At 38.6% G+C, this 25,431-nt stretch carries 21 protein-coding genes and 1 other RNA gene; 15 read left to right on the top strand and 7 right to left on the bottom strand.

Annotation, left to right across the window (positions count from 1 at the left end; genetic code table 11):
* Positions 1-47: 47 nt before the first annotated feature.
* From IV67_RS05750 to IV67_RS05725, 6 genes are all read left to right on the top strand, one after another.
* The gene (locus tag IV67_RS05750) at positions 48-737 is read left to right on the top strand and encodes a response regulator transcription factor (RefSeq protein ID WP_057788007.1); all 690 of its coding nucleotides are present in this window, start codon (positions 48-50) and stop codon (positions 735-737) included.
* Positions 738-757: 20 nt separating this feature from the next.
* Positions 758-2,236, top strand: coding sequence for a HAMP domain-containing sensor histidine kinase (locus tag IV67_RS05745; RefSeq protein WP_057788005.1), 1,479 nt, complete (start codon positions 758-760; stop codon positions 2,234-2,236).
* A 73-nt stretch (positions 2,237-2,309) separates the two neighbouring features.
* The gene (locus tag IV67_RS05740) at positions 2,310-3,314 is read left to right on the top strand and encodes a nucleoid-associated protein (protein ID WP_057788003.1); all 1,005 of its coding nucleotides are present in this window, start codon (positions 2,310-2,312) and stop codon (positions 3,312-3,314) included.
* A 131-nt stretch (positions 3,315-3,445) separates the two neighbouring features.
* Positions 3,446-4,930, top strand: a complete 1,485-nt coding sequence (gene yjeM, locus IV67_RS05735) for a glutamate/gamma-aminobutyrate family transporter YjeM (protein WP_057788001.1) — start codon at positions 3,446-3,448, stop codon at positions 4,928-4,930.
* Between the two features lie 130 nt (positions 4,931-5,060).
* On the top strand, positions 5,061-6,014 hold the full coding sequence (gene yidC / locus IV67_RS05730) for a membrane protein insertase YidC (RefSeq protein ID WP_057787999.1): 954 nt from the start codon (positions 5,061-5,063) through the stop codon (positions 6,012-6,014).
* A gap of 115 nt (positions 6,015-6,129) precedes the next feature.
* The gene (locus tag IV67_RS05725) at positions 6,130-6,465 is read left to right on the top strand and encodes a thioredoxin family protein (protein ID WP_057787997.1); all 336 of its coding nucleotides are present in this window, start codon (positions 6,130-6,132) and stop codon (positions 6,463-6,465) included.
* A 46-nt stretch (positions 6,466-6,511) separates the two neighbouring features.
* On the opposite strand, the gene IV67_RS05720 is transcribed toward IV67_RS05725, so the two are convergent.
* The 5 genes from IV67_RS05720 to mvk form a co-directional block, all read right to left on the bottom strand.
* Positions 6,512-7,078 (bottom strand): TetR/AcrR family transcriptional regulator, encoded by a 567-nt coding sequence (locus tag IV67_RS05720; protein WP_057787995.1) that lies wholly within the window; start codon positions 7,076-7,078, stop codon positions 6,512-6,514.
* 152 nt (positions 7,079-7,230) lie between these two features.
* Positions 7,231-8,268, bottom strand: coding sequence for a type 2 isopentenyl-diphosphate Delta-isomerase (gene fni / locus IV67_RS05715; protein ID WP_057787993.1), 1,038 nt, complete (start codon positions 8,266-8,268; stop codon positions 7,231-7,233).
* A complete protein-coding gene (locus tag IV67_RS05710; protein WP_057787991.1) occupies positions 8,268-9,353 on the bottom strand; it encodes a phosphomevalonate kinase in 1,086 nt (361 codons plus the stop codon). Before IV67_RS05710 ends, fni begins: the two co-directional genes overlap by 1 nt.
* The gene (gene mvaD, locus IV67_RS05705) at positions 9,350-10,336 is read right to left on the bottom strand and encodes a diphosphomevalonate decarboxylase (protein WP_057787989.1); all 987 of its coding nucleotides are present in this window, start codon (positions 10,334-10,336) and stop codon (positions 9,350-9,352) included. Before mvaD ends, IV67_RS05710 begins: the two co-directional genes overlap by 4 nt.
* 11 nt (positions 10,337-10,347) lie before the next feature.
* On the bottom strand, positions 10,348-11,286 hold the full coding sequence (mvk, locus tag IV67_RS05700; RefSeq protein WP_057787987.1) for a mevalonate kinase: 939 nt from the start codon (positions 11,284-11,286) through the stop codon (positions 10,348-10,350).
* A gap of 236 nt (positions 11,287-11,522) precedes the next feature.
* Here mvk and IV67_RS05695 point away from each other — a divergent pair, with 236 nt between their 5' ends.
* From IV67_RS05695 to IV67_RS05680, 4 genes are all read left to right on the top strand, one after another.
* Positions 11,523-14,363 carry a helicase C-terminal domain-containing protein gene (locus tag IV67_RS05695; RefSeq protein ID WP_057787985.1) on the top strand — a complete coding sequence of 947 codons (2,841 nt, stop codon included), beginning with the start codon at positions 11,523-11,525 and terminating at the stop codon, positions 14,361-14,363.
* A 112-nt stretch (positions 14,364-14,475) separates the two neighbouring features.
* Entirely contained in the window at positions 14,476-14,988 is a 513-nt protein-coding gene (locus IV67_RS05690) for a cell wall elongation regulator TseB-like domain-containing protein (protein ID WP_057787983.1), read from the top strand.
* A 27-nt stretch (positions 14,989-15,015) separates the two neighbouring features.
* Positions 15,016-16,311 (top strand): asparagine--tRNA ligase, encoded by a 1,296-nt coding sequence (asnS, locus tag IV67_RS05685; RefSeq protein WP_057787981.1) that lies wholly within the window; start codon positions 15,016-15,018, stop codon positions 16,309-16,311.
* Positions 16,312-16,390: 79 nt separating this feature from the next.
* Entirely contained in the window at positions 16,391-17,134 is a 744-nt protein-coding gene (locus tag IV67_RS05680) for a DnaD domain-containing protein (protein ID WP_057787979.1), read from the top strand.
* Between the two features lie 50 nt (positions 17,135-17,184).
* Here the strand turns inward: IV67_RS05680 and IV67_RS05675 are convergent, their stop codons facing one another.
* Together IV67_RS05675 and recU are read right to left on the bottom strand one after the other, a co-directional pair.
* Positions 17,185-19,581, bottom strand: a complete 2,397-nt coding sequence (locus IV67_RS05675) for a PBP1A family penicillin-binding protein (protein WP_057787977.1) — start codon at positions 19,579-19,581, stop codon at positions 17,185-17,187.
* A gap of 1 nt (position 19,582) precedes the next feature.
* Entirely contained in the window at positions 19,583-20,194 is a 612-nt protein-coding gene (gene recU / locus IV67_RS05670) for a Holliday junction resolvase RecU (protein ID WP_057787975.1), read from the bottom strand.
* Positions 20,195-20,331: 137 nt separating this feature from the next.
* Here recU and IV67_RS05665 point away from each other — a divergent pair, with 137 nt between their 5' ends.
* The 5 genes from IV67_RS05665 to pcrA all read left to right on the top strand — a co-directional run bounded on the left by IV67_RS05665 (position 20,332) and on the right by pcrA (position 25,417).
* Positions 20,332-20,898 (top strand): SLOG family protein, encoded by a 567-nt coding sequence (locus IV67_RS05665; RefSeq protein WP_057787973.1) that lies wholly within the window; start codon positions 20,332-20,334, stop codon positions 20,896-20,898.
* Between the two features lie 90 nt (positions 20,899-20,988).
* On the top strand, positions 20,989-21,459 hold the full coding sequence (gpsB, locus tag IV67_RS05660) for a cell division regulator GpsB (RefSeq protein ID WP_083486685.1): 471 nt from the start codon (positions 20,989-20,991) through the stop codon (positions 21,457-21,459).
* Positions 21,460-21,483: 24 nt separating this feature from the next.
* Positions 21,484-21,853: RNase P RNA component class B (gene rnpB, locus IV67_RS09135), an RNA gene on the top strand.
* Positions 21,854-21,940: 87 nt separating this feature from the next.
* The gene (locus IV67_RS05655) at positions 21,941-23,071 is read left to right on the top strand and encodes a THUMP domain-containing class I SAM-dependent RNA methyltransferase (protein ID WP_057787971.1); all 1,131 of its coding nucleotides are present in this window, start codon (positions 21,941-21,943) and stop codon (positions 23,069-23,071) included.
* A gap of 57 nt (positions 23,072-23,128) precedes the next feature.
* Entirely contained in the window at positions 23,129-25,417 is a 2,289-nt protein-coding gene (pcrA, locus tag IV67_RS05650) for a DNA helicase PcrA (RefSeq protein ID WP_057787969.1), read from the top strand.
* The last annotated feature ends 14 nt before the right edge of the window (positions 25,418-25,431 follow it).

Genomic DNA, 25,431 nt, shown 5'->3' with positions numbered 1-25,431 from the left:
ACGTTTAAAGTGATTTAAATAATAAAGAAGAAAGTTAGGTATGTGAAATGAGCAATATCCTTATCGTTGAAGACGAAGAAAATTTGGCCCGTTTTGTTGAACTTGAGTTACAACATGAAGGCTACGACACCCATGTCGCTGACAATGGTCGCGACGGATTAGATGAAGCCATGAATAAGGATTACGATTTAATTCTGCTTGATTTAATGTTACCTGAATTGAGTGGACTAGAAGTTGCTCGTCGTTTACGTGAAACTAAAAATACGCCAATCATTATGATGACTGCACGTGATTCTGTGATTGACCGTGTATCTGGTCTTGATTATGGGGCGGATGATTACGTTGTAAAGCCATTTGCAATTGAAGAATTATTGGCTCGCGTACGCTCATTATTGCGTCGAATTAATATTGAAACAGAAGAACACAGTTCACATCAAAGTGTTGTGCGTTATCGTGACTTAACAGTTGAAAAAGAAAACCGCATCGCTCGTCGTGGCAATGAAATTATCAACTTAACAAAACGTGAATATGAATTGCTTCTTATCTTGATGGAAAACATCAATGTTGTGCAATCACGTGAAGAATTGTTGAAGAAGGTTTGGGGCTACGATGCTGATATTGAAACAAACGTTGTTGATGTCTACATTCGTTACCTACGTAATAAGATTGACCAACCTGATTCACGAGCTTCATATATCCAAACGGTACGTGGAACTGGTTACGTTATGCGTCAGTAGTCCCATATAGGAGGCCGTAAATGGATAAAGCATCCGCTAATAAAAAAAATGCTGGTCCAAAACCAGTATCATTGAAATGGAAGTGGACCATTGGCTCGCTAGTTGGTGTCTTTTTAATCTTTTCTATTTTTGCATGGTTCTTAGTGCAAGCTTTTTCTAATCGTATGTTAAATGCAGAACGGGATAATGTGACGCAATCAATGTTTACGGTCGCCAAGCGATTGGAACATGAGTCTGATCGCCAATTGAATTCAACAGACATTAATAGTGTACTAGCGCCAAATGAATTTGATTTTGGTTCCGTCCTTAATGATCCTATTATTAATGAATTGGGCCGTGCTGACTTTGAATTACTTCTGTATGATAACGATGGTGTGCAAATTTATCCTGATAAGCGAGCTAACATACCTTTTAAGAAGGTTAATGAACCCACGACACTTGTTGAGGGGTCAGTACGTAATATTGAGATGATTGGGCGCCAGCCATTGGTCAACCAGAATGGTGATAAGATTGGTTATTTAGCAATTGAGAATAGATTAACGTCTTACCATAAGACCTTTACGCAGATATATTCAATTATTGCGGTATCATTAATGCTTGGCTTGATGTTACTAGGTCTATGGGTCTACTGGCTAACAGGGTATCTCTTGCAACCAATTGAAGATATGACCAAAGTAGCTGATCGAATTAAAGAAGATCCAAGCTTGCCTGAACGAGTCGAATTACGGACTAAGCGACCCGATGAATTGTCAGAATTGGCAGATGTCTTAAATGGCATGTTAGACAAGATGCAGCGTTTCATTACGCAACAACAGCGCTTCGTTGAAGATGTCTCTCATGAATTAAGAACACCTGTGGCCATTGTTAAAGGGCATATGGAGTTACTTAATCGTTGGGGAAAAGAGGATCCTAAAATTCTCGACGAATCAATTCAGGCTTCTTTGAAAGAAATGCAACGAATGGAAGGACTTGTCCAGGAGATGCTTGATTTAACACGAGCTGATCAAGTTGAATTAACTTTTAAAGACGGGCATACGGATGCAAAAGAAGTGATAAACAGTGTGTATAATAATTACAAACTGATTTATCCTGATTTTACTTTTGTCCTAGATGATACGTTGAAATCTGAAACTTGGTTAAATATGAACCGTGATCATTTTGAACAAATTTTGATTGTCTTAACAGATAATGGGATTAAATATAGTCAAGACCGTAAAGAAATCCATTTTGCAGCTTCACGTTCGGGTGAAAGCCTTGAAATTGCTGTTCAGGACTTTGGAGAAGGTATTAGTTCTGAAGATGCACAGCATGTTTTTGATCGTTTCTATCGTGTAGATAAGGCTCGTTCACGAAAACAAGGTGGAAATGGACTTGGTTTGAGTATCGCTGAAAAATTAGTTGAAGGTTATGGTGGTCAAATCACATTGGAGTCTGCCTTAGGACAAGGCTCTGTGTTTAGAATTACACTACCAATTCAACCAGAAAAAAAAGAGCATTAGCTTAGAAACGTTAATACATATCCACATGGATCCGTATTAACGTTTTTATATTTAAAAATAGGGAGTGATAATCGTGATAATAAAACACGCAATTTTACACATTTTGGATAAGGATGCCGGTAATTTAATCGCTTCTCAAAACGAAATGGATATTTCGAATATTCAAGTTCATGAATATTTAGAAGGGATCCTTGTTAAATTTGAAAATGGCGACTATAAACCTGGTCAATTGCAAGATTCAGATTATATTGCCCAGATGATTAGTGATGATAATCCGGCTAGTTTTGTTGAAAAGACAACGACATTGGCTGATAAGTTATTCAGTATTATTGCGCCAAGTGAACAAATACCGGCCGGCGACATGGTTTGTGTCGAATATTCAGCTGGAACCGATGATTTTTTTGCATTGCTGAAGTTAAATTTAGTACCCCATCATACGCACACGATTGATTATGAAGGCGATGATTTAGTTAATAAATTAGTCTTGAACAAAGCTATTTTACCTGATCCCACGCAAACGGCGCAGGAAGGTATTTTGATTAACTTAATGACAGGGGCTTTTCAACTAGTTGAAAAACAATATTTGATTGATGGACATCGTGTTAATTATTTTTCACAACAATTTTTGGAGATTAATCCAGAAACTTCAGCCAAAGATAATTTGAAGAGTATTAAGAATACAGTCAAACATGTTGCTGAAAAATTTGATGTTCCCGAACATGAGGCTTTGTCATCAGCTCAGAGTGCCATTTTTAAAAATCTACAGGATAATGAAGGATCAATCAATATTTCTGATATTGGTGATGCAGTCTTTGAAGGGAATATGACTGCCAAGACAGCTTATCAAGAAGTTGCAAAAGAACAAAATTTGGAAGACTCAATTGAGATTCCAAATGCTGCCAAGTATGAAAAAAAGTATCAGACGCAACGTTTTAAGCTTGATTCAGGGATTGAAATTACAATCCCAATGGATGTATATCAAGATAAGAACAAAGTGGAGTTCGTTAACAATCCAGATGGCACACAAACCTTACTACTAAAGGATATTGGTGCCATTATGAATAAATTTAATTCATAACAAGAGCATGAGATTATGGCAAACGCTTAAAGGGTTCATGAGGGTCTTGACCTTTTAATTGTTTCAATCAAATGAAGCGTGTAAACTGAAATTTGTATATTTATTAACTTTTTTGATTGGAGTCGTAACAAATGAATAAAAAGAAGATTGGTCTATCAGCGTTAGTGCTGATGATTTTCTCAACCATCTTTGGATTTGCTAATGGACCTGTTGCATATATGCAAACAGGATATGCAGCAATTATCTGGTATGTATTAGGCGCATTGTGCTTCTTTTTACCAACCTCAATGATGTATGCAGAATTTGGTTCTTCATATAAGGATTCTCGTGGGGGAATTTATACTTGGATGGAAGGTGCACTGGGCAAAAAAACAGCCTTCATCGCTACTTTTGTCGGATTAGCAGCTTGGGTTGTCTGGATGATTTCAGTTTCCCAAAAGGTATGGATTCCATTTTCAACAGTGTTTGCCGGACACGATGTGACGCAATCTTGGTCAATTTTTGGGCTATCAAGTACAAAAACGGTTGGAATTTTAGCCAGTGTTTTTGTTATCGTCGTGGCTTTCTTTGTAACCAAAGGTGTGCAATCAATTTCAAAGATTTCATCAATCGGTGGAATTTTCGTAATGGCATTGAATGTTATTTTACTAATTGCTTCAATTGTCGTCTTGGTTGCAAACCACGGGCAATTTGCTGAACCAGTTGTTGCAAAATCATTCATCGTTCCTCAAAATCCTGCCTTCCAATCACCAATGCAATTGATTTCATTTGCTTTATATGCCGTTTTTGCATATGCCGGAATGGAACAACTTGGGGGCATGATGGAAGACATTGATGATGCCGAGCGAACTTATCCTAAAGCTGTTTTTACGGCGACATTAGTCATTACGATTGGTTATGCATTATCAATTCTACTTTGGGGTGCGACTTCAAATTGGGCTGAACTAGCTAATATGAAGGATGCTAACCTTGGGAATGTTACCTATATCTTGATGAACAATCTGGGTGTGGAGTTTGGTTCAGCGCTTGGCTTATCACATGCAACTGCTCTAACAATTGGGGCATGGTTTGCACGTTTTGCAGGATTATCAATGTTTATGGCCTATGTTGGTTCATTCTTTGTATTGACTTATTCACCATTAAAGTCATTCATTCTAGGATCACCAAAAGAAGTTTGGCCTAAGAAAATTGTTAAGTTGAATACGGCTGGGGTCCCAACATTAGCAGTATGGTTACAAGCAGGCTTAGTTGTGCTATTCATTTTGGGTATCTCATTTGGTGGAAGTAACGCGAGTGAGTTATACCAAATCTTGACGAATATGGGTAATGTTTCATCAACACTACCATATGTCTTCTTAGTCGCTGCATTCCCAATTTTTAAAAAATTGACAGATGTTAAACATCCTTTTGTCTTCTTTAAATCAATGAAAATGACATGGTTTGTTGTTATTTTGGTTGAAGCATTAATTGTAACATCAATGATTATGACGGTTGTCCCATTACTTATGAGTGGGGACATTTCTAACGCTTTTTGGACAATTGTCGGTCCAATTTTCTTTGCATTCTTAGCATGGCTATTGTATGAAAATGCTGAACGTAAATACGGGAAGCTTTAATAATTAAAAGTATGTGACTGCATAGGCACATACTTTTTTTATAAATAAATTTCGCATTATTTTATAATGAAAGGCAATATGCTATAATAGTTAGGTTAAATTAAAAAATAGGTGAGGATAAAAATTCCAAATGAAAATTAAACACTTAACCCCAATTCTTGTGATTATCCTAATCGGACTTATGGTAACTGGAAACATTAATTTCCTAGAAGGTCCTTTGACTGATTTCATGAAATGGGCCCAACATTCAATTGGTGGCGTTAATGCTGTCGGTTGGTCAATTGTCATGTTGACTTTTTTTGTTCGCTTGGTTTTGATGCCATTCATGGTTAAGCAACAACATTCAGCGACTGTGCAACAAGAAAAAATGCGTCTATTGCAACCACAATTGACAAAAGTGCAAGAAGCACAAAAGAATGCAACGACTCAAGACGAACAAATGAAAGCCTCACAGGCAATGATGGCAATTTACCGCGAAAACAATGTCTCAATGTTTGGCGGAATGAACTTTTCAATCATTTTGATTCAATGGCCAATCTTCGCTGGATTGTACCAAGCGATTCAACATTCAGATGAATTAGCACATGCTAGTTTTTATGGGATTTCATTAGCTGATAAGAGCCCATTACTAGCTATCTTCACAGCTTTGGTATACTTCCTTCAATCATATCTTTCAATGATCGGTATTCCAGAAGAACAAAAGAAGACAATGCGTTCAATGATGTATATCATGCCATTGATGATGCTCTTCATGACATGGTTTACCAACGGTGGAATTGCGCTTTACTTTAGTGCTGGTGCAATTGTTATGATTATTCAACAAATCATTATTACAATGTGGCGTCCACGTATTCGTAACGGTGTGGTTAACTCATTTGAAGTTAAGGATGTTGTTGATGAAGCTTTGGCTGGTACTTTAGTTTCTTCTGCACCAGAACCACAAGGTGCTTTTGCTAAAGCTATGCAAAATGCCCAAGCTGCTGCCCAAGAACAGCAAGAAGAACAAGGACAATCAGAGGCGGAAATGCGTGAAGCTAATCGCGCTCGCAATGCAGAAAAAAAGAGTCATAAAGATTCTAAATAGTGATTAATAGGGCCGCGGGAAAACTGAGATATCAGCTTTCCCATGGCTCTTTTATTTGTACTTACACAATGTAAGAGTGTATAATATAGATAACGATAAAAGGGGGACGATTCAAATGGAATTTTATGAACCAACTGCACACACGGATGAAGAAATTCGTTCAGCAATCGCTGACAATTCAAAGACAATTTTATTTTTACAAACATCATGGTGTGGTGATTGTAAAGTCATTAAACCTTTTGTAGGTAGTTTTCGAGATCTAGCTGAGGCGCAAGGTGCCGTATGGGTTGATGCTGATCGTGATGAAAATCTTGAAGTTGCAAATGAAAATAATCTCCGTGGTATTCCGGTATTCGTATTATTTGAAAATGGTGAACAAGTTGCACATATTGGAAACGGACAACGTTTAAATCCTAATGATGTAACTGCTTGGTTTAAAGAAAATCTTTAATGAGCGTATAAAAAAGAAGGATGACATTTATGTCATCCTTCTTTTTTTAGTGATTTGCTTCGGTCATTTGTTCAGCAATCAATGACATTTCATCGATCGATTCACGCATACCAGTGGCAATCCAACGAATTGCCAAGGCTAACATACCAGAAGCGGTAAAATCAGCGACATAATCAATCGATTGTAGTCCTGACACATGATTGGCATCTTCGCTTTCAAATTCTTGTGTAAAAAGTTCTACATATAATGTTTGAAGAATGTCGCGAAGGGGTGGGTAAAATTGCTCACGTAGGCCAGCATTGAGAAGTACGGCGATAATCATACCATTGGCTTTAATAAAACCTAAAAATGAATGTGCAATGGCTTGACTTGTTAAAGGCATTCCTTCTGTTTCAACTCTGAACTCATGGGTAAGTTGGTTGACAATTGCATCAATGACAGCTTCCTTTGTACCAAAATGGCGATAGAAAGCCATCCGTGACACGCCTGCCTCGCGGGTTATTTCGGTCACCGCCAGTTGGTCATAGGATTGACTTTGTAACAAAGTAAGCGTCGCATCGATTATTTGTTCGTCAGTCTGCTGACGAATACTCTCAGTTACAGCATTTCTCATACTTATTATCTTATCTTATGCACTTACAAAAAGGGGGGAGTGTATGAAAACAACAATAATATTTACTATTCATTTACCTTTGCGTCTAAAAATTAAGGTTTTTTTATATGATTATAAATAAAAAAGCTAGCTAATCGCTAACTCTTCAATAATTATGAACGTTGATCATAATAGTTTTTTAATTCTGAATTCAGTACATAGGGAACTTGTGATAGCTCTGTCGCATTACGCGCACCTACAAGTGCATATAAATCAACCAATTGACGTTGCCATAGTTTAATTTCGTTAATCAAACCATCCTCACCAGTTGTTAATAGTGTATGTAAAAAGTGACCAGCAATGCCAACAGTCTGTGCACCTAAAATCTGTGCTTTCAGAATATCTAGTGGGGTTTGAATCCCACCAGTTGCAAAGATAGTTGGTTTCTTATCTGTGATTTTGGCTTCTAAAAGGGACTCTGCTGTTGTTTGTCCCCAATCATATAAATACTGATATTGGTAGGGATTTTCGCGATCACGACGATCTTCGATTTCCGCAAAATTAGTCCCTGACCGACCGCCAATATTGACATATTGTACGCCCATTTGTGCCAATTCGCTTAGAGTTTGTGCATCAAAGCCAAAGCCGACTTCTTTAACGATAACAGGGACATTTACTTTTGACACAATATTTTTAATATTCTCTATCCAATAAAATGACTCATCACCTTCAGGCATAACCGTTTCTTGAACGGTATTGACGTGCACTTCTAGGGCATTAGCTTGCAGCATGTCAACAGCTTGTTGTGCATGGTCAGCATTGTGACCAGCACCGATATTAGCAATTAAGAAACCATCAGGATATTCTGTACGGACGGCACTAAAGCTTTGAATTTGTTCAGGTTCTTTAATCGCGATGCTTTGTGAACCAACGGCCATAGCAATGCCTGTCGCAGCTGCAGCACGTGCAAGTTGTTGATTAATTGCACCAGTTTTTTCACTGCCACCAGTCATCGCTTCAATGTAGAAAGGATATTGCCATGCAAATTCAGGATTTTGAACTGATAAATCTACATCTATACGAGCAATTTCAGGAAGGGGACGATGAATCACCCGCATCTGCTCTAGCGAAGAAACTGGATTGTTTTTTCGGAAATTTAATTCAGCTAGAGAAAGATGTTCATTTTTACGTTGTGCATGAATTGATTCCATTATAAGGCATCCTCCATTTCATCAGTGGCAATATGTAGATTTAAGGGCTTTATACCGAATGATTCCCATTTTTGAGTTAGATTGGCAGCTGACTCGGCATTCGTCACAATGGCAATGCCATTATCACCATTACCAGCACCTGAAATTTTTGAAGCAATGCCACGATGATAAGCTGCCGCTACAAGTTCATGCAATTTAGGTGTGAGATAATTAATGCGCATTGCCTCAGAAAATGCAATTAATGCTTTTTGATTTAACCGAAGATTCGTTTTGAAACCAATATAATCCGTATTTTGAATATTTTTTTCCAATATTTTAATGAGCGGTGTCGTCTTTTTTCCCAGTCGATCTTTATAGATTCTTGCGACACGTGCATTCACTAATAAAAGTTGCTGTGTGTCAGCTGGTTGCCCCGTCCAACCAACTAATAATTGCCATTCCTCAGGAAAAGCGATGGTGTGGATGTCAAGCTTTGGCCAATCCAGTGACAAGAGATTTAATAAATTACCAGCATGATAGGAATCTAATTGGCTCTGTAGCCAAACATTATCAAAACGTTGGTAGTAGATAACATTGTTAAAACTAGCAGCAGCCACATCACCCATTGAACCATTTTTAAAGTTAGGTAGGAGGGTCAATGCGATGGCTCCTAATTTGAATCTGTTTAGCTTAGACAGTTCAAGGTCAAAATGCTTGGCAACCGCTTTGATTAAAGCGACAACTAAAGCTGCTGAAGAGCCTAAACCAATTTTTTTACCATCAATGTCCAAATCGCTCGTGAATTCAATCGACAAGCCACCCAAGGTGAGACCTTGCTCTGTTAACCAGGTCTGTAAAACTTGTAAGGTACTTAAGGCCAAGTGCCATTCTGGAACAATGTCATCAGTTGGCGTCAATTGATCTAAGGCAACGCGGCAGGTTGCTAACTTATCACTTTTTAATATAATTTCGCGCTCATCTAGGTCTGAAAGGGTCACAAACATATAACGGTCTACTGCAAAAATAATACTTGCATGACCAGGTAAAGTAACAGAGTATTCACCTGCTAAGTAAAGTTTCCCGGGTGCTTTTGCTTTGGTAATCATATTTCATCTCCTGCTACGACAACTAGGCCAGGCCCTGGTGTTGCAGCAACAGTTTCAACATCAGGCAATACACTTTGTAAAGCTAATACAATTTCATGATAATCTGAAATATGTGAAATCAATTTAACATTAGGACCAGCGTCCATTGTTGCATAGACTTCAATCCCCTTTGATCGTAACTGTGCCGCTAGTTGGATGACTGCCCAAGAATTATCTGTTAAATAGGTAAAAGGGGGTGTTGCAGTCATATTGGTTGCATGCATTTGTAAAGCATTTTGTTCTGCAAGCGAACCAATCTTTTGAAAATCATGATTTTCAATCGCCGTTTTCATATCAACTGTAGCAGCATTGGTTGCGTCTACCCAATTTTGGTAGAAAGGTGAGGTCTGCAGGGCATGTTGCATACCCCCGCGTGAATCTACTTTTTTAGGTTGGTCATTAATAATAACCGTCAACAATTGAATATCCCAATCAACTACTTCTTGTAATGGATGGGCGACTGATGTCGTATCATCTGTGCCACGTTCCCATTCAACAAATCCGCCATAAATTGATCTTGAAGCGGAACCAGAACCACGACGTGCCAATCGACTTAAATCAGCTAAAGACAAATCCAAACCGGCTGCTTTACTTGCTGCGCCAGCTAAAGCAGAGAAGGCTGAGGCAGATGAAGCTAATCCAGCCGCCGTTGGGACGTGATTCGTTGATTGGACATGGGCTTTAGTCGAAATACCTGCTAATTGGCGCACAATGTCCAAAAAGTCCGTAATTTTTTTGTACCCTTTACCAGTTAAAGGCGCATCATTCAAAAAAACGGCATCTTCATTTAAATGCTGATCAAAGACAACCGTTGTATCTGTATAAAATTCGTCTAGGGTCAATGAAATGGAACTTGTTGTTGGAATAATGAGTTGTTCATTAGCCTTACCCCAATATTTAAGCAGAGCAATATTGGTATGCGCACGTGCTGTATATGCTTGCATAATGCCACTTCCTATTTCTGTGAAACGTAATGCTGTGACCAAATTTCTTGAGCACCAGCTTGTTCTAATGCATGAATAACCTGTGTTGCTTCTTCTTTAGTATCTGTTAAAGCAATCATTGCACCACCAACACCACCACCAGTTAATTTGGCACCAGCTGCACCAGCTGCCAATGCAGCTTTTACGAGACGGTCCAAACTGGGATGAGAAACCCCAAGTGTTTGTAGGTGATGGTGTGCGTCAGTCATTGCTTGCCCAATTGTCTTGGTATCATTTTCAACCAGGCCTTTGCGCATGATTTGTGCGATTGACCCTAATGCTTCTAAATGGCCCTGTGTGTCTTCAGGGGCCGTTTCCATTTGCTCACGAACAACTGAAACGGCCAAACCAGTTTGACCTCGAATGCCTGTATCAGCAATGATTAAATAACCGTCTAAGTTCATTTCTAGGGTTTCAATCGTTTGCTTTTTGATAAACCAAACGGGGACATCACTTGAACATGTCGCTGCGTCCAAACCAGAAGGAGATCCATGCGTAACCGCTTCTTCAATGTTTACCCATTGCTGTAATTCCTTTTGTGAAAGGTCCTTTTCAAAGAAATTAAAGAATGCACGTGTAATTGCAATTGAAGATGCCGCTGAGGAACCCATACCACGTTCTTGCGGAATTTTTGATGAAATCTTTAGGGTAAAGGGGAGGTCAGTCGCATCAAAACGCTTTAACAAGCGTGTGATAAGTTGACGTACGCCTTCATAAACTTCACCCATTGAATCCATTGGTCCTTGATAATTTGGTGTGAGAATCATTTGACCTGAATGGCGTGTTGTAACAGTAGCTGTCATTGATAAATCAGGTAATGGTACCGCAATTGCTGGTTGTCCATACACGACTGAATGATCACCAATCAAAATAACTTTAGCGTGACTCTTTCCAGTACTCCGACTTTGCATAATTTGTAAACCCACCGTTCTTACTAATTTTTATATTTAATATCTTCATTATTTATATGAATTTATAATTGCCCATACTTGTTGATTTTAACAAAATTCCATTTAATATGCTATATCGCATTAACGTTATGTTTACGAACATCTGCTTTAGCAATAGATATATAGGGTAATATATCGAAACAAGGTTAAAACATGCTATAATGAGCTAAGAAATTAGACAAGGTTGTGATCGAAAGATGCAAAAAAAAGACATTTATGCGGTTGTTGATTTAGAAACCACACAAACATCGCAAGAGGAAGGCCATATCATTCAAATCGCGATTGCCTTCGTACAAAATAAAACAATTATTAATCAATTCTCAACATTGATTAATCCTGGAATTAAAATTCCTAGGCATATTACACAATTAACGGGTATAACAAATGGCATGGTTAAGAATGCGCCGTATTTTGAAGAGGTCGCGCAAACAATTCATGCCATGTTACAAGGGACTGTATTTGTTGCGCACAATGTTAATTTTGACCTACCATTCTTAAATACTGAATTCACACGATTGGGCATTACACCGCTTGATTCTGTAGCTTTGGATACGGTGCCACTTAGTCAAATTCTTTGGCCAACAGCACCAGGCTATCGCTTAATTGATATTGCTAAATTCTTGGGGATTCTACATGAACACCCACACCAAGCAGATAGTGATGCCGCAACGACGGCCGAACTGTTAATTAGCATCTTAAATCGGGCCCAAGCACTACCCATGGTTACATTGCAGTTACTAACCAATCTACCCTTAGTTTTGCCTCGTGAAAGTAAACAAGTTTTCGCTGATGCACTGAAGTTGAACCAAGATAATCCACAGGCCTTAGCGGATTACCTAGAGGTCATCGATGGTTTAGCCATTCGACGTTTTTCAGCACCAGCGCCATTAGTTCAAGATAAGCAAGCAATTTATCCCGCCAAAGCTAACCAGAAGAAAGCGTTGTTTGGTAGTCGTTTAACTTATCGAGAACAACAAGCGAAATTAATGAATTTTGTTGAGCATCATTATAATCAAGATGACTTAGTTATCAACGTTGCTGGTTCAAATGCATTGGTCATGGAAGCACCTACAGGGATGGGAAAGACCCTTGGTTATGCTCTGCCTTATGCATATTTGGCAAATCAACATGAGAAACAAGTTGTGATTTCAGTACCAACGCTTAATTTGCAGCAGCAGGTTGTTGATACAATCAATGACCAATTAAATTCAATTTTACCTTTTGAGACACGTGCAGTCAGTCTTAAAGGGCGTACGCACTACCTAAATTTGCAAAGTTTTCGTCGTGCTTTAAAAGTTGATGAAGGGTCTGCTGCTCTGCAATTTATTAAGGCCCAAATACTAGTTTGGTTAACTGAAACATTAACTGGGGATTTTGATGAATTAAATTTATTGAATCCACAAGCGGCATTTATGGATAAGTTGTCACAGACAGCTAATAATCCAATCGGATCTGCTTTTTATGGCCACGAATTTAATGAACGTCAGCATGTTTTAGCACATGAAGCACAATTTTTAGTTGTTAATCATGCTTATTTAGCGAGCTATGCGCACCGCTTAGGCCCTCAAGACAATCAACCTTACTTAGTCATCGATGAGCCGCAACATTTGCCTGATGCTGTTATCCATCAAAGTCGTCGCAAGTTAGATTTTAAACGCTGGTTAAATGATGTTAATCAAGCTGAATTTATATTTAGTCGTCCTGATGAAGCGAATGTTCAAGATATTTTGACTCGGATACCTGGTGGGCGTAAATTGAAAAATCGTTTCATTGAAAGTTTCCATCAATTAGCTGCCGAAATTCCACAATTAGAGACGAAATTATTCCGACGCTTTTTGTTAAATCAAAAAGAGGTCTTGGGAAATGGGCAACATGACTATGCCCTTGAATTACCCGAATTAGCACAATTCTGGGTAGAACAAGAAGGCCGTGTTGCTAAGATTCATCAAGGAATTTTAGATTTACAAGCTTGTTTGAGTGATTTCTTGGATGAATTTAGTCAATTAAAGAATGTCTTTTCAATTGAGGAACGTCAGGCTTTAGCGGACTATCGTCGTTCGCTAAATCTAATCAGTGAATCCGAGAAGAAATTGACTCTATTTCAGCAAGACTTGGTTGAATTTCCAAATACGAGTGTCTTCTGGTTAACACAGTCGTTAGATCAAGAAGGTCAGCAACATTTGCAGTTAAGTGGGGGCCTATTACATACGATTGATTACTTTAATAGTCGTGTTTATCCACACTTTATGCCAGTGACGCTTATCGGTGCAACGCTCTTCACTTCTAATAAATCGAGCTATCTCTACGATCGTTTAAATATTGACCGTGATTCTGCAGAGGTGCATACATTTGATGATGTTTTTGATTATGCTAACCAAAGTGAATTTATCTTGGTAAAAGATGCGGTTGATCCAAATGACACGGGTTACGTCTCGTACTTAGCCCAACAAATTGATGATATCTTGAGTCACGTACAAGAAAATACGTTGATTCTGTTTAATTCACTTGAAACCATTCAGCAGGTTTATCAACAATTGCAACGGTCGAATGTGGGTTACAAAAATAATCTGACTATTTTAGCGCAAGGTATTACTGGGACAAAAGGTCGCATCTTAAAACGTATGCAAAATGAGCAACGTATCGTTGTATTAGGCGCAAACAGTTTTTGGGAAGGGATTGACTTACCCAATGATAAATTGAGATTAGTCATTATTACGCGCTTGCCATTTGAGCAACCAAATTCAATTCCACAAAAAGCAGAGGAAGCTTTCTTGAAGGCGCAAGGTAAGCAACCATTTTATCAAAGTACTTTACCTAAAGCCGTTCTACGCTTACGTCAAGGGGTCGGTCGCTTAATCAGAACACCTGAAGACTATGGGGCAATTGTCATGTTAGACGTACGTATGCTTGAAAAATCTTATGGTAAGACCTTACAACATATGTTGCCTAAGACAATGCCGCAAAAAACACTGGATAGTAAATCTGTTGGCTCAGAATTAGTGAAGTTTTTGAAAAAACAACAATCCCATGAAACTTAAGTTCTAGCAATTTGCTTTTTCTAAGTGAAAAGCTTTTAAGTCAGTGCTATTTTTGATAAAGTATTATTAGTTGAGTCATACAAATGATGTACGATGCAGAGGAGGGCATATTATGGAGATGCGTTTGGCACCTCAAGCTAGGCGTCGGCAACAGCGACGTCGACGATATACAATTATTGGCGTTATTATCGTAATTGTTATATTGATACTTAGTTATTTTTCAGTTGTCAATCGACCCATGTCACAAGCACGCTCTCAATTAACAACTGCTGCGAAGAAAGCAGATAAGATACGATACGTAGATAGTTTTCATCAGATTTCTCGACAAGATACTTATTATTCGATAACTGGTCGTGATAAAGATAAGAAATCAGTGGGTGTTATTAATAAGAAGGGCTCATCAAAGTTAACAACTGTTAAATTAGATGATGGGTTAACTGCTGATGATGTTAAGAATACGGTTGAAAAAAATTATGACGTTAAACGTATTACTGGTCTTGGCTTAGCTGAATATCAAAATATTCCAGTATGGGATGTCACATTTATTGATAAACAAGATACGTTAAATTTCATCAGCTATCGCGTAAATGACGGTAAAGTATTACGTTCAGTACAAAATTTCTAATTAAATTACACAATAGGAGTCAGATTAATGGATACAATTCGCATTGAAGATGCACCACATTTTGTCGGAAAAGAAGTTCGTTTAGGAGCATGGCTACGTAATAAGCGTGGATCAAACAAAATGCAATTTTTACAACTTCGTGACGGAACTGCATTTTTCCAAGGTGTTGTCGCAAAAGAAGAAGTTGGCGAAGATATTTTTGCGAAAATTAAAGCACTTACACAAGAAACAAGCATGTATTTAATCGGAACAATTCGTCAAGATGACCGTTCACCATTTGGTTACGAAATGGATGTTAAAGATGTTACAGTTGTTGGTGCTTCTGAAGGATACCCAATTACACCTAAAGAGCATGGAACTGACTTTTTGATGGACCACCGTCATCTTTATCTTCGTCATATCCAACCATTTGCAACTTTGCGCATTCGTAATACATTGATTGCGGCTACCTACGAATTTTTCAATAAGGAAGGCTTCATTAAGCTTGATTCACCTTTGCTAACTAGTTCAGCGCCAGAAGGAACAACTGAATTGTTCCATACTGAGTACTTTGATACAGATGCTTATTTGTCACAAACTGGACAATTATATGCTGAAGCTGGCGCTATGGCCTTTGGACGTGTCTTTACATTTGGACCTACATTCCGTGCTGAAAAATCAAAGACGCGTCGTCATTTGACTGAATTCTGGATGATTGAACCTGAGATGGCTTGGATGAAGCAAGATGAATCACTTGAAGTACAAGAACGTTACATTGCTTATTTGATTCAAGCTGTCTTGGATCGCAATGATTACGAGCTTGATTTACTTGGACGTGACAAAGACTTACTAAAGAGTTATACGCAATTACCTTATCCACGTGTTTCATATGATGATGCGATTGATTTGTTAAAGGAAAATGATTTTGATGTTGAGTGGGGGGTTGATTTTGGTTCTCCTGAGGAAACATTCTTGGCAAACCATTTCAACAAGCCTGTATTTATCACGAATTTCCCTAAAGAAATTAAAGCATTCTACATGAAGCGCGATGAAGAACGTGATGACATTGTTATTTCAGCTGATTTGTTGGCTCCAGAAGGTTATGGAGAAATCATCGGTGGTTCAGAACGTGACACTGATTATGATTATCTTGAACAACGTATTAAGGAAATGGGACTTCCCGTCGAAGACTATCAATGGTACTTAGATCTACGTCAATATGGTGCCGTACCACATTCTGGATTCGGCCTAGGTCTTGAACGTATGGTGACATGGGTAACTGGTGAAGAACATATTCGTGAAGCAATTCCGTTCCCACGTACAATGAACCGCTTGAAGCCTTAATTTTTACAAAAAAGCAGATGCTCATTATGACATCTGCTTTTTTAAACACAATTATTTAAATACAAAGGATATTAGATTGATGGATCAAGTTAAATCTCAATTTTTTACGCAGGGTGATGTCTCTATCAGTAGTTATCTTTTAGCACATTATCGTGATTTAGGAATGACAAACGATGAGTTCTTATTGTATGTTCAGCTAAAAAATCAATTGGAACATGCACAAAATATCAATTTATCCACAATTTCCCATAGTACTGGTTGGTCTACAGGTCAATTGAATCAAATTATTGACCAATTAAGAACCAAAAACTTCATTAATTTAATTTCTTTACGCGATGAATCCGGAAAAGTGACGACAAGTATCGATTTTTCACCACTATATGTCAAAATTATAGAGACTGAGGGTATCTATTCTCATTCAACGGCGGGACAACGTGTTGAAAGCCAAGGAGAGGTGTTTGTTGATACAGCCAGTCAAAATGATCAGCCAACACGTACCGATATTTTCAATTTAATTGAACAAGAGTTTGGGCGTCCTTTAAGTAGTATTGAGTTACAAACGGTTAAAGATTGGTTTGATATTGATCATTTCAGGCCAGACTTTATTAAAGCAGCTTTGCAAGAAGCTGTGATGAATAATGCTTTGAGCTTGCGATATATTGAAACTATTTTAGTCGCATGGCAAAAGAAAAACTATCATTCTTTAAATGATATTCAAACTGAGCGTAAAAGCCGACAACAATATAAAGCAGCTAATCCGGAAACTTTACCAAAGGTTGCCACTGATGTTGATTTATATAATCTTGATTTAGGGAATCTATAAAAAAGAGCTAACCGTCAATGAGACGATTAGCTCTTTTTAAATGGATTTAATTACCGATTTCCGGTATTACCTTGTGTTTGTGAATTATTATTTTGAGCACCGTTACCAGTAGCAGGAGTTTGTGTTGCATTAGCATTTGGTGTTTGTGCATTAGCATTTGGTGTCTGCGCATTAGCATTTGGTGTCTGTGCATTAGCACTATTGTTTGATTGGGAACCAGTCGTGTTATTTGCCTGAGCACCATTTGTATTATTTTGAGTACCAGCTTGCCCAACGGCGTTACGAGTCTCAGGATTTAGAATAGAAGATGCTGACGAACTACGGTTTGATGAAGAAGAACTAAGTGTATCATCTTCATAAGTAGCCCGTTGAACGCTTGAGCTTCTTCTTAATTTATCAAGGCCAGGGTCATCAAATGATGCGCCACGCACTTCATATTCAGTTTGTCCATATTGACTAACTTGCTTAACACTAGAAGGGGTGGTCCAGTCAGAACCATCACTATCAATAACACCAGAAGTCATAATGTACTCCATGACTTGTCCATATGCTTTCAATGCAAGCATTTGTTCGTCACCTTCAGACAAGTAATGACCTGGCGTATTAGGTTCATCGTACCCAGTCCAAGTTGAGATAACAGCTGACTTAGTATAACCAGTAAACCAAGTATCTGATGCCGCACCATCTGGTACTTCGATATCATCCGCATAACCAGTGGTTCCTGTCTTACCAGCTTGCTTATAGGCTGGTGTGTCGATCATGTTAGCATATGAATCAGTCACGACAGACTTCATCATATCAGTAAGCATATAGGCGGTTGAATCTTTCATAGCACGTTTACCTTCAGGCTTATAGTCTTTAACATCACCATTTTGCTCAGAGATACTTGAGATATAATTTGGCTTGTAATAAGTTCCACCATTTTCAAACGCAGCGTAGGCTGCCGCTTCTTGCTCAGTTGAAACTTCAATTCCAATCGCATTACTTGGTACTAACTTATCCGCTTTAATGTCAATACCTAACTTACCTAAGAAATCAGATGAGTTCTTGGCACCAACAGCATCATAAGTTCGAACCGCAGGAATATTACGAGATTGTGCAAGCGCATCACGCATTGTCATCGCACCCTTATATTTACGATCAAAATCATAAACACGCGTATTGGTACCAGGGTAGGTATATGGTGTATCTTCTAAAGCACGATATGTGGGCCAATTTAAATGTTCAACTGCTGGTCCAAAATCAACAAGTGGCTTGGCAGTTGATCCAGATGATCGAGTCGTTTGTTTTGCACGATTTAACCCAAAGGTAGAGTCATTCTTACGACCACCAATTTGAGCCATAACTTTTCCATTACTTGGATTTGCAACCGTCATTGCAACTTGCATGTCATCACTTGGCCATGCCAAAATGTCATCACTATTAGCAACATCATATGCCTTCTTTTGAATATCCAAATTCAAATTGGTGTGTACCTGAAGACCATCACGGGTAGGGTCATAACCAAGCTTTTGTAATTCATCTAAAGTTGAAGAAATGTAAGCATCTGAAATTTTAGCATTCTTAGCTGTACGTTCTGTATCTGGATGATCAACTTGAAGCCCCTTCGTAATGGGTACATCCTTATATTCTGCTAACTGCTTTTCGTTAATCACACCATTTTCTTGCATGGCTGTTAGGACAGTATCTCGACGTTGCTTAGCACCTTTAGGGTTTGTATAGGGATCATACCCAGAAGGGGATTGAGGTAATCCCGCTAGCATGGCAACTTGTGGCATTGACAAGTCTTTCATTGACTTACCAAAGTAGTATTCAGAAGCGGTCTTCATACCATAAACACCGTTACCCATATAAACTTTATTCATATAAAGCGTCAAAATTTGATCTTTTGAATACTTTTTTTCCAAATTCATGGCTAGGTGTGCTTCTTGCGCCTTTCGTTCGACGGTTTGGTCGGCGGAAGAGGTTGAGAATACGGTTAACTTAACAAGTTGTTGGGTCAGAGTTGATCCACCTTGCAAACCAAGTGAAGAACCTGTGAAATTGGCGAACAAAGCTCCCAAAATACGACGAGGGTCAACACCGCGATGTTGATAGAAACGTTTGTCTTCAATAGAAACAACAGCTTTTTTAATGGAATCAGGTAATTCTGAAGTTTTCGCAACTTCTCGAGTTTGATTTCCTGTTGTATAGAAGACTTTTCCATCAGAATCTAATAATTGCGTTTGAGACGTACCTTTCAAAGCGCTATCTGTAAGTTCAGGTGCACTTGAAGCATAGTAGGCGTATAAACCACCACCAGCAGCTACACCAATGACACCAATGACACCGACTGTAATTAAACCATTACGTAAATAATGTTTCTTTTTAGGGGTGTTACGCTTTGCGCGGCCACTGTTATTCGAATTCGAATTTTGCCGACTTGTACGTGATGTTTCATCACTCATGTTAATACTCCTTAAATTTACGTTGCGACAGCAACTGATCGATTGCATCTAAATAGGGAAGAGCGGGATTTAAACTAGGTAATATCTGCTCACCCTGTTCAACAATGACATCATATGGAATTGACTTACGCTGTTCTTGTTGATCCCAGTATTCAAAGAGTAACTGGGCCCAAATAACAAAGGTTTCAGAGCGTTTAGAAAATCTAATCACCATAAAACCAAGGCCACCTTGCTCAATTACCTTCTTTAGGTGAACGACTTGATGATTATGAACATTTTTAAGCGGAAAAGAATTTTTATTGGCTGTTTCTTTCGCGTCAAAATCGATGTAGTTACCCTGATAAATACCATTGTAATCAGTTGTTGAAGCTTCTCTAAAATATGCTTCGGTAATCTTTGCTGCTGATCTTGCAGGATAATCCACATGCACAATCTGAATAGGTGTGGGTTTTTTATGAATTACAGCACGATCAGTAGCAAGATAATAAGCATTTGCGTGATTTAACTCTTCTTCTAAAGTCATACCACGCTTTGCTTGATTAGTGGGCTTATGCTGTCTGTGTGTCATTTGCCCAGTCGTAAATTGCTTACCGTTTGGATATTTAATTGCCACACAAAACACCTCAGTTCCACTTGTATCTATATAATTATAGCAAAAAATTTTTTTATTTCACAATTTTGCATGCTTTTTCTTCAAAAATAGTTATAATTTAAACTAATTATCATTTATGAAAGGTTACTGTAACAATCATGAATCGAATTTGGATTACGGGATTTTCACAATTTGAACTAGGTATCTTTAATGCCAAAGATCCACGCGTAACGATTATTAAATATACGATAACTAAATTCTTAACACATGCACTTACCGATACGGATGAACCTTATTGGTTGTTGACCGGTGGACAATCTGGAATTGAGCAATGGGCCGTAGAAGCTGCGTTAGACTTGCAAGAACAGTATCCACAATTAAAAATTGCCATGATGAAGCCTTATGAACATTATGGTTCTAAATGGAAACCTGAACGGCAAACTGCATTACATGCTTTAGAAAGTCGGGTTGATTTTGTTGCTGCAACATCTAATCAAGACTATCAAAATCCTGGGCAACTGCAAAGCTATCAAAATTTTATGCTGACACACACAGATGAAGCCATGCTTTTTTATGATGATATGGCAGACCAGTCAAATGTTCGGTATACTTATAAAGCGATTCAAGCGTTTCAAAATAGGCAAGATGATTATCACTTACTAATGATAGATTTTGATCGTTTACAGGATTATGCAGAAGAATATGCTGAAGATTTAGCAAATTGAATTTAGCACAAATATACTATTTGCTTTGTATTTAATCATCAAAACTGCTATTATTAATAATACTTATAAGAAAAAGAAGGAGTTCCTCACATGCAAAATGTTCAACACACTCGTGAAGATATTTTAAACAAAGAATTTAAAAGTACTCGTATCGGCTCAGGCTACGATAAAACTGACGTAGATGCTTACCTTGATGAAATTATGGCTGACTATCAAACATTCAAAAATAATATTGATGAATTAGAGAGTCAAAATGAAAAATTAAAGTCTCAAATTTCTGAATTAACAAAGCAAGTTTCTGCTGCTCAAGCTGTTTCTGCAAGTAATCCAACACATCCAGCGCCTGCTACATCTGGTGCTAACACAAATATGGATATTTTGAAGCGTTTGTCAAATCTTGAACGTCGTGTCTTTGGAACGGTTTCAGATGAAGCAACATCAGCAACTAAGGTGGCCCCAAAGCCAACTGAAGCACCAGCCGCTGCACCAACAACTGAAGTTGGTCAAGAAACAATTGTTGCGAACTTTTCACAACAAGGGGTTACTGAAAGTCAAAATTAAGTGTATAATGTTTAACATTGATGTGTTGGTGGGTAATTGCGTATGACTTATGTCGTATGAGGAAAGTCCATGCTCGCACTGACTGCGATGTCAGTAGTGTTCGTGCTAGCTGAAAAAATAAGGCTAGGCAGCTTTTTAAGTTGACGGCCAACGAAATACCTAAGGTTTTCTATGGTTTAGTAGTTGCCAAGGTGCCACAGTGACGAATCAATTTAGAAATGAATTGAATGGAACGCGGTAAACCCCACGAGCGGGCAACCCAAACTTTGGTAGGGGCGCTTGACCTAACTAATTGAAGTGATGGTCGGGGGGATATAGTAATATCCGAGATAGATGATTACCACCAACAATAGATTGCCATTCTATTTGTTGGAACAAAACATGGCTTATAGCCAACACATCTGGCAAAGCCGGCGTCCTAGTGGCGTCGGCTTTTCTTTTTTCTAAAATACTAAAATGAATTAAAAATGGAGTTTACAGCATGCAAACATTTAAATTAATGGCGACAATGGGCGCCGGGCTCGAAGCGATTGTCGCAAAAGAGCTTAAGGATATGGGTTACGCAACACAGACTGCGAATGGTCGAGTATTCTTTTCTGGGACAATGGAAGATATCTATCGTACAAATTTATGGTTGCGCACAGCCGACCGAATTAAAATCGTTGTAACAGAGTTTTCTGCACATACTTTTGACGATCTTTTCGAAAGCGTTAAAGCTTATCCTTGGGAAGAATTATTGCCTTATGATGCTGTTTTCCCAGTAAATGGACGTTCAAAAAATTCAACCTTACATTCAGTCCCAACTGTGCAAGCCATTACAAAGAAGGCAATCGTCGAGCGCTTATCAAACCATTATCATGCCCATGGTCATCTGCCTGAGACTGGAAACCGTTTTGTTTTAGAAACTGCTATTGATAAAAATCAAGCAATGGTTACCTTGGACACAACTGGCGATTCACTCTTTAAACGTGGTTATCGTACTGAAAAAGGGGGCGCACCCTTGAAAGAAACAATGGCAGCGGCTTTAGTTAAGCTTGCACATTGGTTCACTGATAATCCATTTGTCGATCCAACATGTGGTTCAGGAACGATTGCAATTGAAGCTGCAATGCTTGGACGTAACATTGCCCCCGGTCTTAGTCGTGAATTTGATATTTCAGAGTGGGATTGGTTTGATACCAATATTGCACAAAAACTAAAGACACAAGCACGTCAAATGATTGATTTTGATGTTGAACTTGATATTGAAGGATTCGACATCGATGGCAGCATGATTGATATTGCGAAGGCCAACGCTGATGCAGCAGGTGTCGGAGATGATATTACATTTAAACAATTGGCCGCAAAAGATTGGTCGACTGACAAAATCAATGGTGTCATTGTTGCTAATCCGCCTTATGGCGAACGTTTAGGTGATGAAGAGGCTGCTCGCCAACTTTACGCGCAAATGGGGCATATCTATAATCAAATGCCAACCTGGTCAAAATATATCCTAACTTCAGATGAGGGCTTTGAAGAGGCTTTTGGTGCAAAAGCAACTAAGAAACGCAAGCTGTATAACGGTGCATTAAAAGTTGATCTTTATCAATACTGGGGTAAAAAAATCCGTTAATTTTTAACAAAAGTAAGCATGAAACATTGAACACAAGCGCATTGAAGGGGGTAACCAATGAATCCTTTATTAGAAGGTATGAATGATAAACAATCTGAAGCTGTTTTAACGACCGAGGGACCGTTACTTATCATGGCCGGAGCTGGCTCTGGTAAAACACGCGTTCTAACGCACCGGGTTGCACATCTAATTGAAGATTTAAATATCTTACCATGGCGGATTTTAGCCATTACATTTACCAATAAAGCCGCACGCGAAATGCGTGAACGAATCGGGCAACTGGTTTCACCTGAAGATGCGCAAGCCGTATGGGTATCAACTTTCCACGCATTAGCTGTCCGAATCTTACGTCGTGATATTGACCGTTTAGGTTATAAAAAAGACTTTACAATCATTGATACATCTGCCCAGCGCAGTCTTATTAAGCGAACGCTGAAAGATTTAAATGTCGATATTGAAAAATATGATCCACGTTCGGTATTATCTGCGATTTCAAATGCCAAAAACGCAATGGAAAAGCCTGCTGACTATGCCGAAAATGCTAATGGTCCTTTTGAAGAAATCGTGGCTAAAGCCTATAAAAGTTACCAACATCAACTTGAATTGACACAATCTGTTGATTTTGACGATTTAATTATGCTCACTATCGAATTACTCGAAAAAGAGCCCGAAGTGCTTAATTTTTATCAGAATAAATTTCAATACGTGCACGTCGATGAATACCAAGACACAAATGATGCGCAGTATCGTTTAATTCATCTCTTATCTGACTTGCATCGTAATTTGGCAGTCGTAGGAGATTCTGATCAGTCAATTTATGGCTGGCGTGGTGCGAATATGCAAATTATGCTTAATTTCACTAAAGATTATGCAGATGCAAAAACCGTCATGCTGGAGCAAAATTATCGTTCTACTCAGAATATTTTAGATGCTGCTAATGCTGTCATTACCAATAATCAGGAGCGTATTGCTAAAAAGCTTTGGACTGACAATGGTAAAGGAGATAAAATCACCTATTATCGTGCGCAATCTGACCGAGATGAGGCCTATTTCGTCTTATCGCAAATCCAAAAGTTGAAGCGCGAAGACCAATATGATTATAAGGATCAAGCTATTCTTTATCGTACAAATGCACAATCTCGTGGAATGGAAGAAGCGCTCGTAAAAGCTAATATTCCGTATACCATTATTGGTGGTTCGAAGTTCTACGACCGTAAAGAAATTCGTGATGTATTAGCTTACTTTACACTCATTACAAATCCCGCTGAAAATGAAAGCTTCTTGCGTGTTGTTAACGAACCCAAGCGAGGCATTGGTCAAACAAGTATCGATAAATTACGTGCATTTGCGCAACAAAATGATTGGACGCTTTTAGATGCGGCCAAAAATGCGACATTGATTCCTTCTTTGACGTCACGTGCGGCGAACCAATTAACAGCATTTGCAACAATGATTGAAAATCTACAGAAACAAATGACATTTGATCTATCAATCACAGATTTAACAAAGCAAATTCTTGACCAATCTGGTTATGAAAAGTTTTTGCAAGAGCATCCAACACCTGAAAATCAAGGTCGTTTAGAAAATATTTCTGAATTTTTGTCAGTGACAGCTGAATTTGATGAACATTATGAGCCAACTGACGAAACAATTTCAAAATATGCTGATTTTCTATCTGAACTAGCGCTTGTTTCAGATTTAGACAATTTGGATGAAGCCACAACAAACCAAGTAACGTTAATGACGTTACATGCTGCCAAAGGTTTGGAGTTTCCGGTTGTGTACATGGTCGGGATGGAAGAATCATTATTCCCATTAGCTGGGGCTTTGAACGATGATGACCAAATGGAAGAAGAGCGTCGCTTAGCTTATGTTGGTATCACACGAGCACGTGAAAAGCTTTATTTAACGAATGCCTATTCACGTATGCTCTACGGCCGGACATCAACGAATCCACCATCACGTTTTATTGATGAAATTAATCCTGATTTAATTGAAATGCCTGAAAATCAGCGTGTTTCAAGTACACAAAATCAGGAGAGTCAGTATCCTTTTGCGCGTCGTTCAACAGCGGCAACTGGGACAACCTTTACCGGGCGATCATCTGCATCAAATAACCGTTCGATGGCACGCGCAACCGCACAAACTTTCAATAATCATACTTCTGATCAACCTAGTACAGAATGGCATGATGGGGATCAAGTGCAACATAAGAAGTGGGGTGTTGGCCGTGTGGTTAAAACATCCGGGCAAGGTAATGATCAAGAATTGGACATTGTGTTTCCAAATCAAGGTGTTAAACGCTTACTAGCTGCATTTGCACCAATTGAAAAGATTGAAGACTAGATTGGAGTCAATTT

It is taken from the genome of Weissella minor (genome assembly GCF_001437425.1).
Classification (GTDB): domain Bacteria; phylum Bacillota; class Bacilli; order Lactobacillales; family Lactobacillaceae; genus Weissella; species Weissella minor.
The sequence above is the reverse complement of the archived record's forward strand: the minus strand, read 5'-3'. Positions and strand labels throughout refer to the sequence as shown.

Coding starts and splice junctions, on each gene's coding strand:
- IV67_RS05745 (WP_057788005.1), top strand. CDS start 758: ATGGATAAAGCATCCGCTAATAAAAAAAATGCTGGTCCAAAACCAGTA.
- IV67_RS05720 (WP_057787995.1), bottom strand. CDS start 7,078: ATGAGAAATGCTGTAACTGAGAGTATTCGTCAGCAGACTGACGAACAA.
- IV67_RS05675 (WP_057787977.1), bottom strand. CDS start 19,581: ATGAGTGATGAAACATCACGTACAAGTCGGCAAAATTCGAATTCGAAT.
- pcrA (WP_057787969.1), top strand. CDS start 23,129: ATGAATCCTTTATTAGAAGGTATGAATGATAAACAATCTGAAGCTGTT.
- IV67_RS05665 (WP_057787973.1), top strand. CDS start 20,332: ATGAATCGAATTTGGATTACGGGATTTTCACAATTTGAACTAGGTATC.
- mvaD (WP_057787989.1), bottom strand. CDS start 10,336: ATGCAAGCATATACAGCACGTGCGCATACCAATATTGCTCTGCTTAAA.
- IV67_RS05680 (WP_057787979.1), top strand. CDS start 16,391: ATGGATCAAGTTAAATCTCAATTTTTTACGCAGGGTGATGTCTCTATC.
- IV67_RS05750 (WP_057788007.1), top strand. CDS start 48: ATGAGCAATATCCTTATCGTTGAAGACGAAGAAAATTTGGCCCGTTTT.
- mvk (WP_057787987.1), bottom strand. CDS start 11,286: ATGCAAAGTCGGAGTACTGGAAAGAGTCACGCTAAAGTTATTTTGATT.
- yidC (WP_057787999.1), top strand. CDS start 5,061: ATGAAAATTAAACACTTAACCCCAATTCTTGTGATTATCCTAATCGGA.
- yjeM (WP_057788001.1), top strand. CDS start 3,446: ATGAATAAAAAGAAGATTGGTCTATCAGCGTTAGTGCTGATGATTTTC.
- IV67_RS05710 (WP_057787991.1), bottom strand. CDS start 9,353: ATGATTACCAAAGCAAAAGCACCCGGGAAACTTTACTTAGCAGGTGAA.
- fni (WP_057787993.1), bottom strand. CDS start 8,268: ATGGAATCAATTCATGCACAACGTAAAAATGAACATCTTTCTCTAGCT.
- IV67_RS05695 (WP_057787985.1), top strand. CDS start 11,523: ATGCAAAAAAAAGACATTTATGCGGTTGTTGATTTAGAAACCACACAA.
- IV67_RS05690 (WP_057787983.1), top strand. CDS start 14,476: ATGGAGATGCGTTTGGCACCTCAAGCTAGGCGTCGGCAACAGCGACGT.
- gpsB (WP_083486685.1), top strand. CDS start 20,989: ATGCAAAATGTTCAACACACTCGTGAAGATATTTTAAACAAAGAATTT.
- IV67_RS05725 (WP_057787997.1), top strand. CDS start 6,130: ATGGAATTTTATGAACCAACTGCACACACGGATGAAGAAATTCGTTCA.
- asnS (WP_057787981.1), top strand. CDS start 15,016: ATGGATACAATTCGCATTGAAGATGCACCACATTTTGTCGGAAAAGAA.
- IV67_RS05655 (WP_057787971.1), top strand. CDS start 21,941: ATGCAAACATTTAAATTAATGGCGACAATGGGCGCCGGGCTCGAAGCG.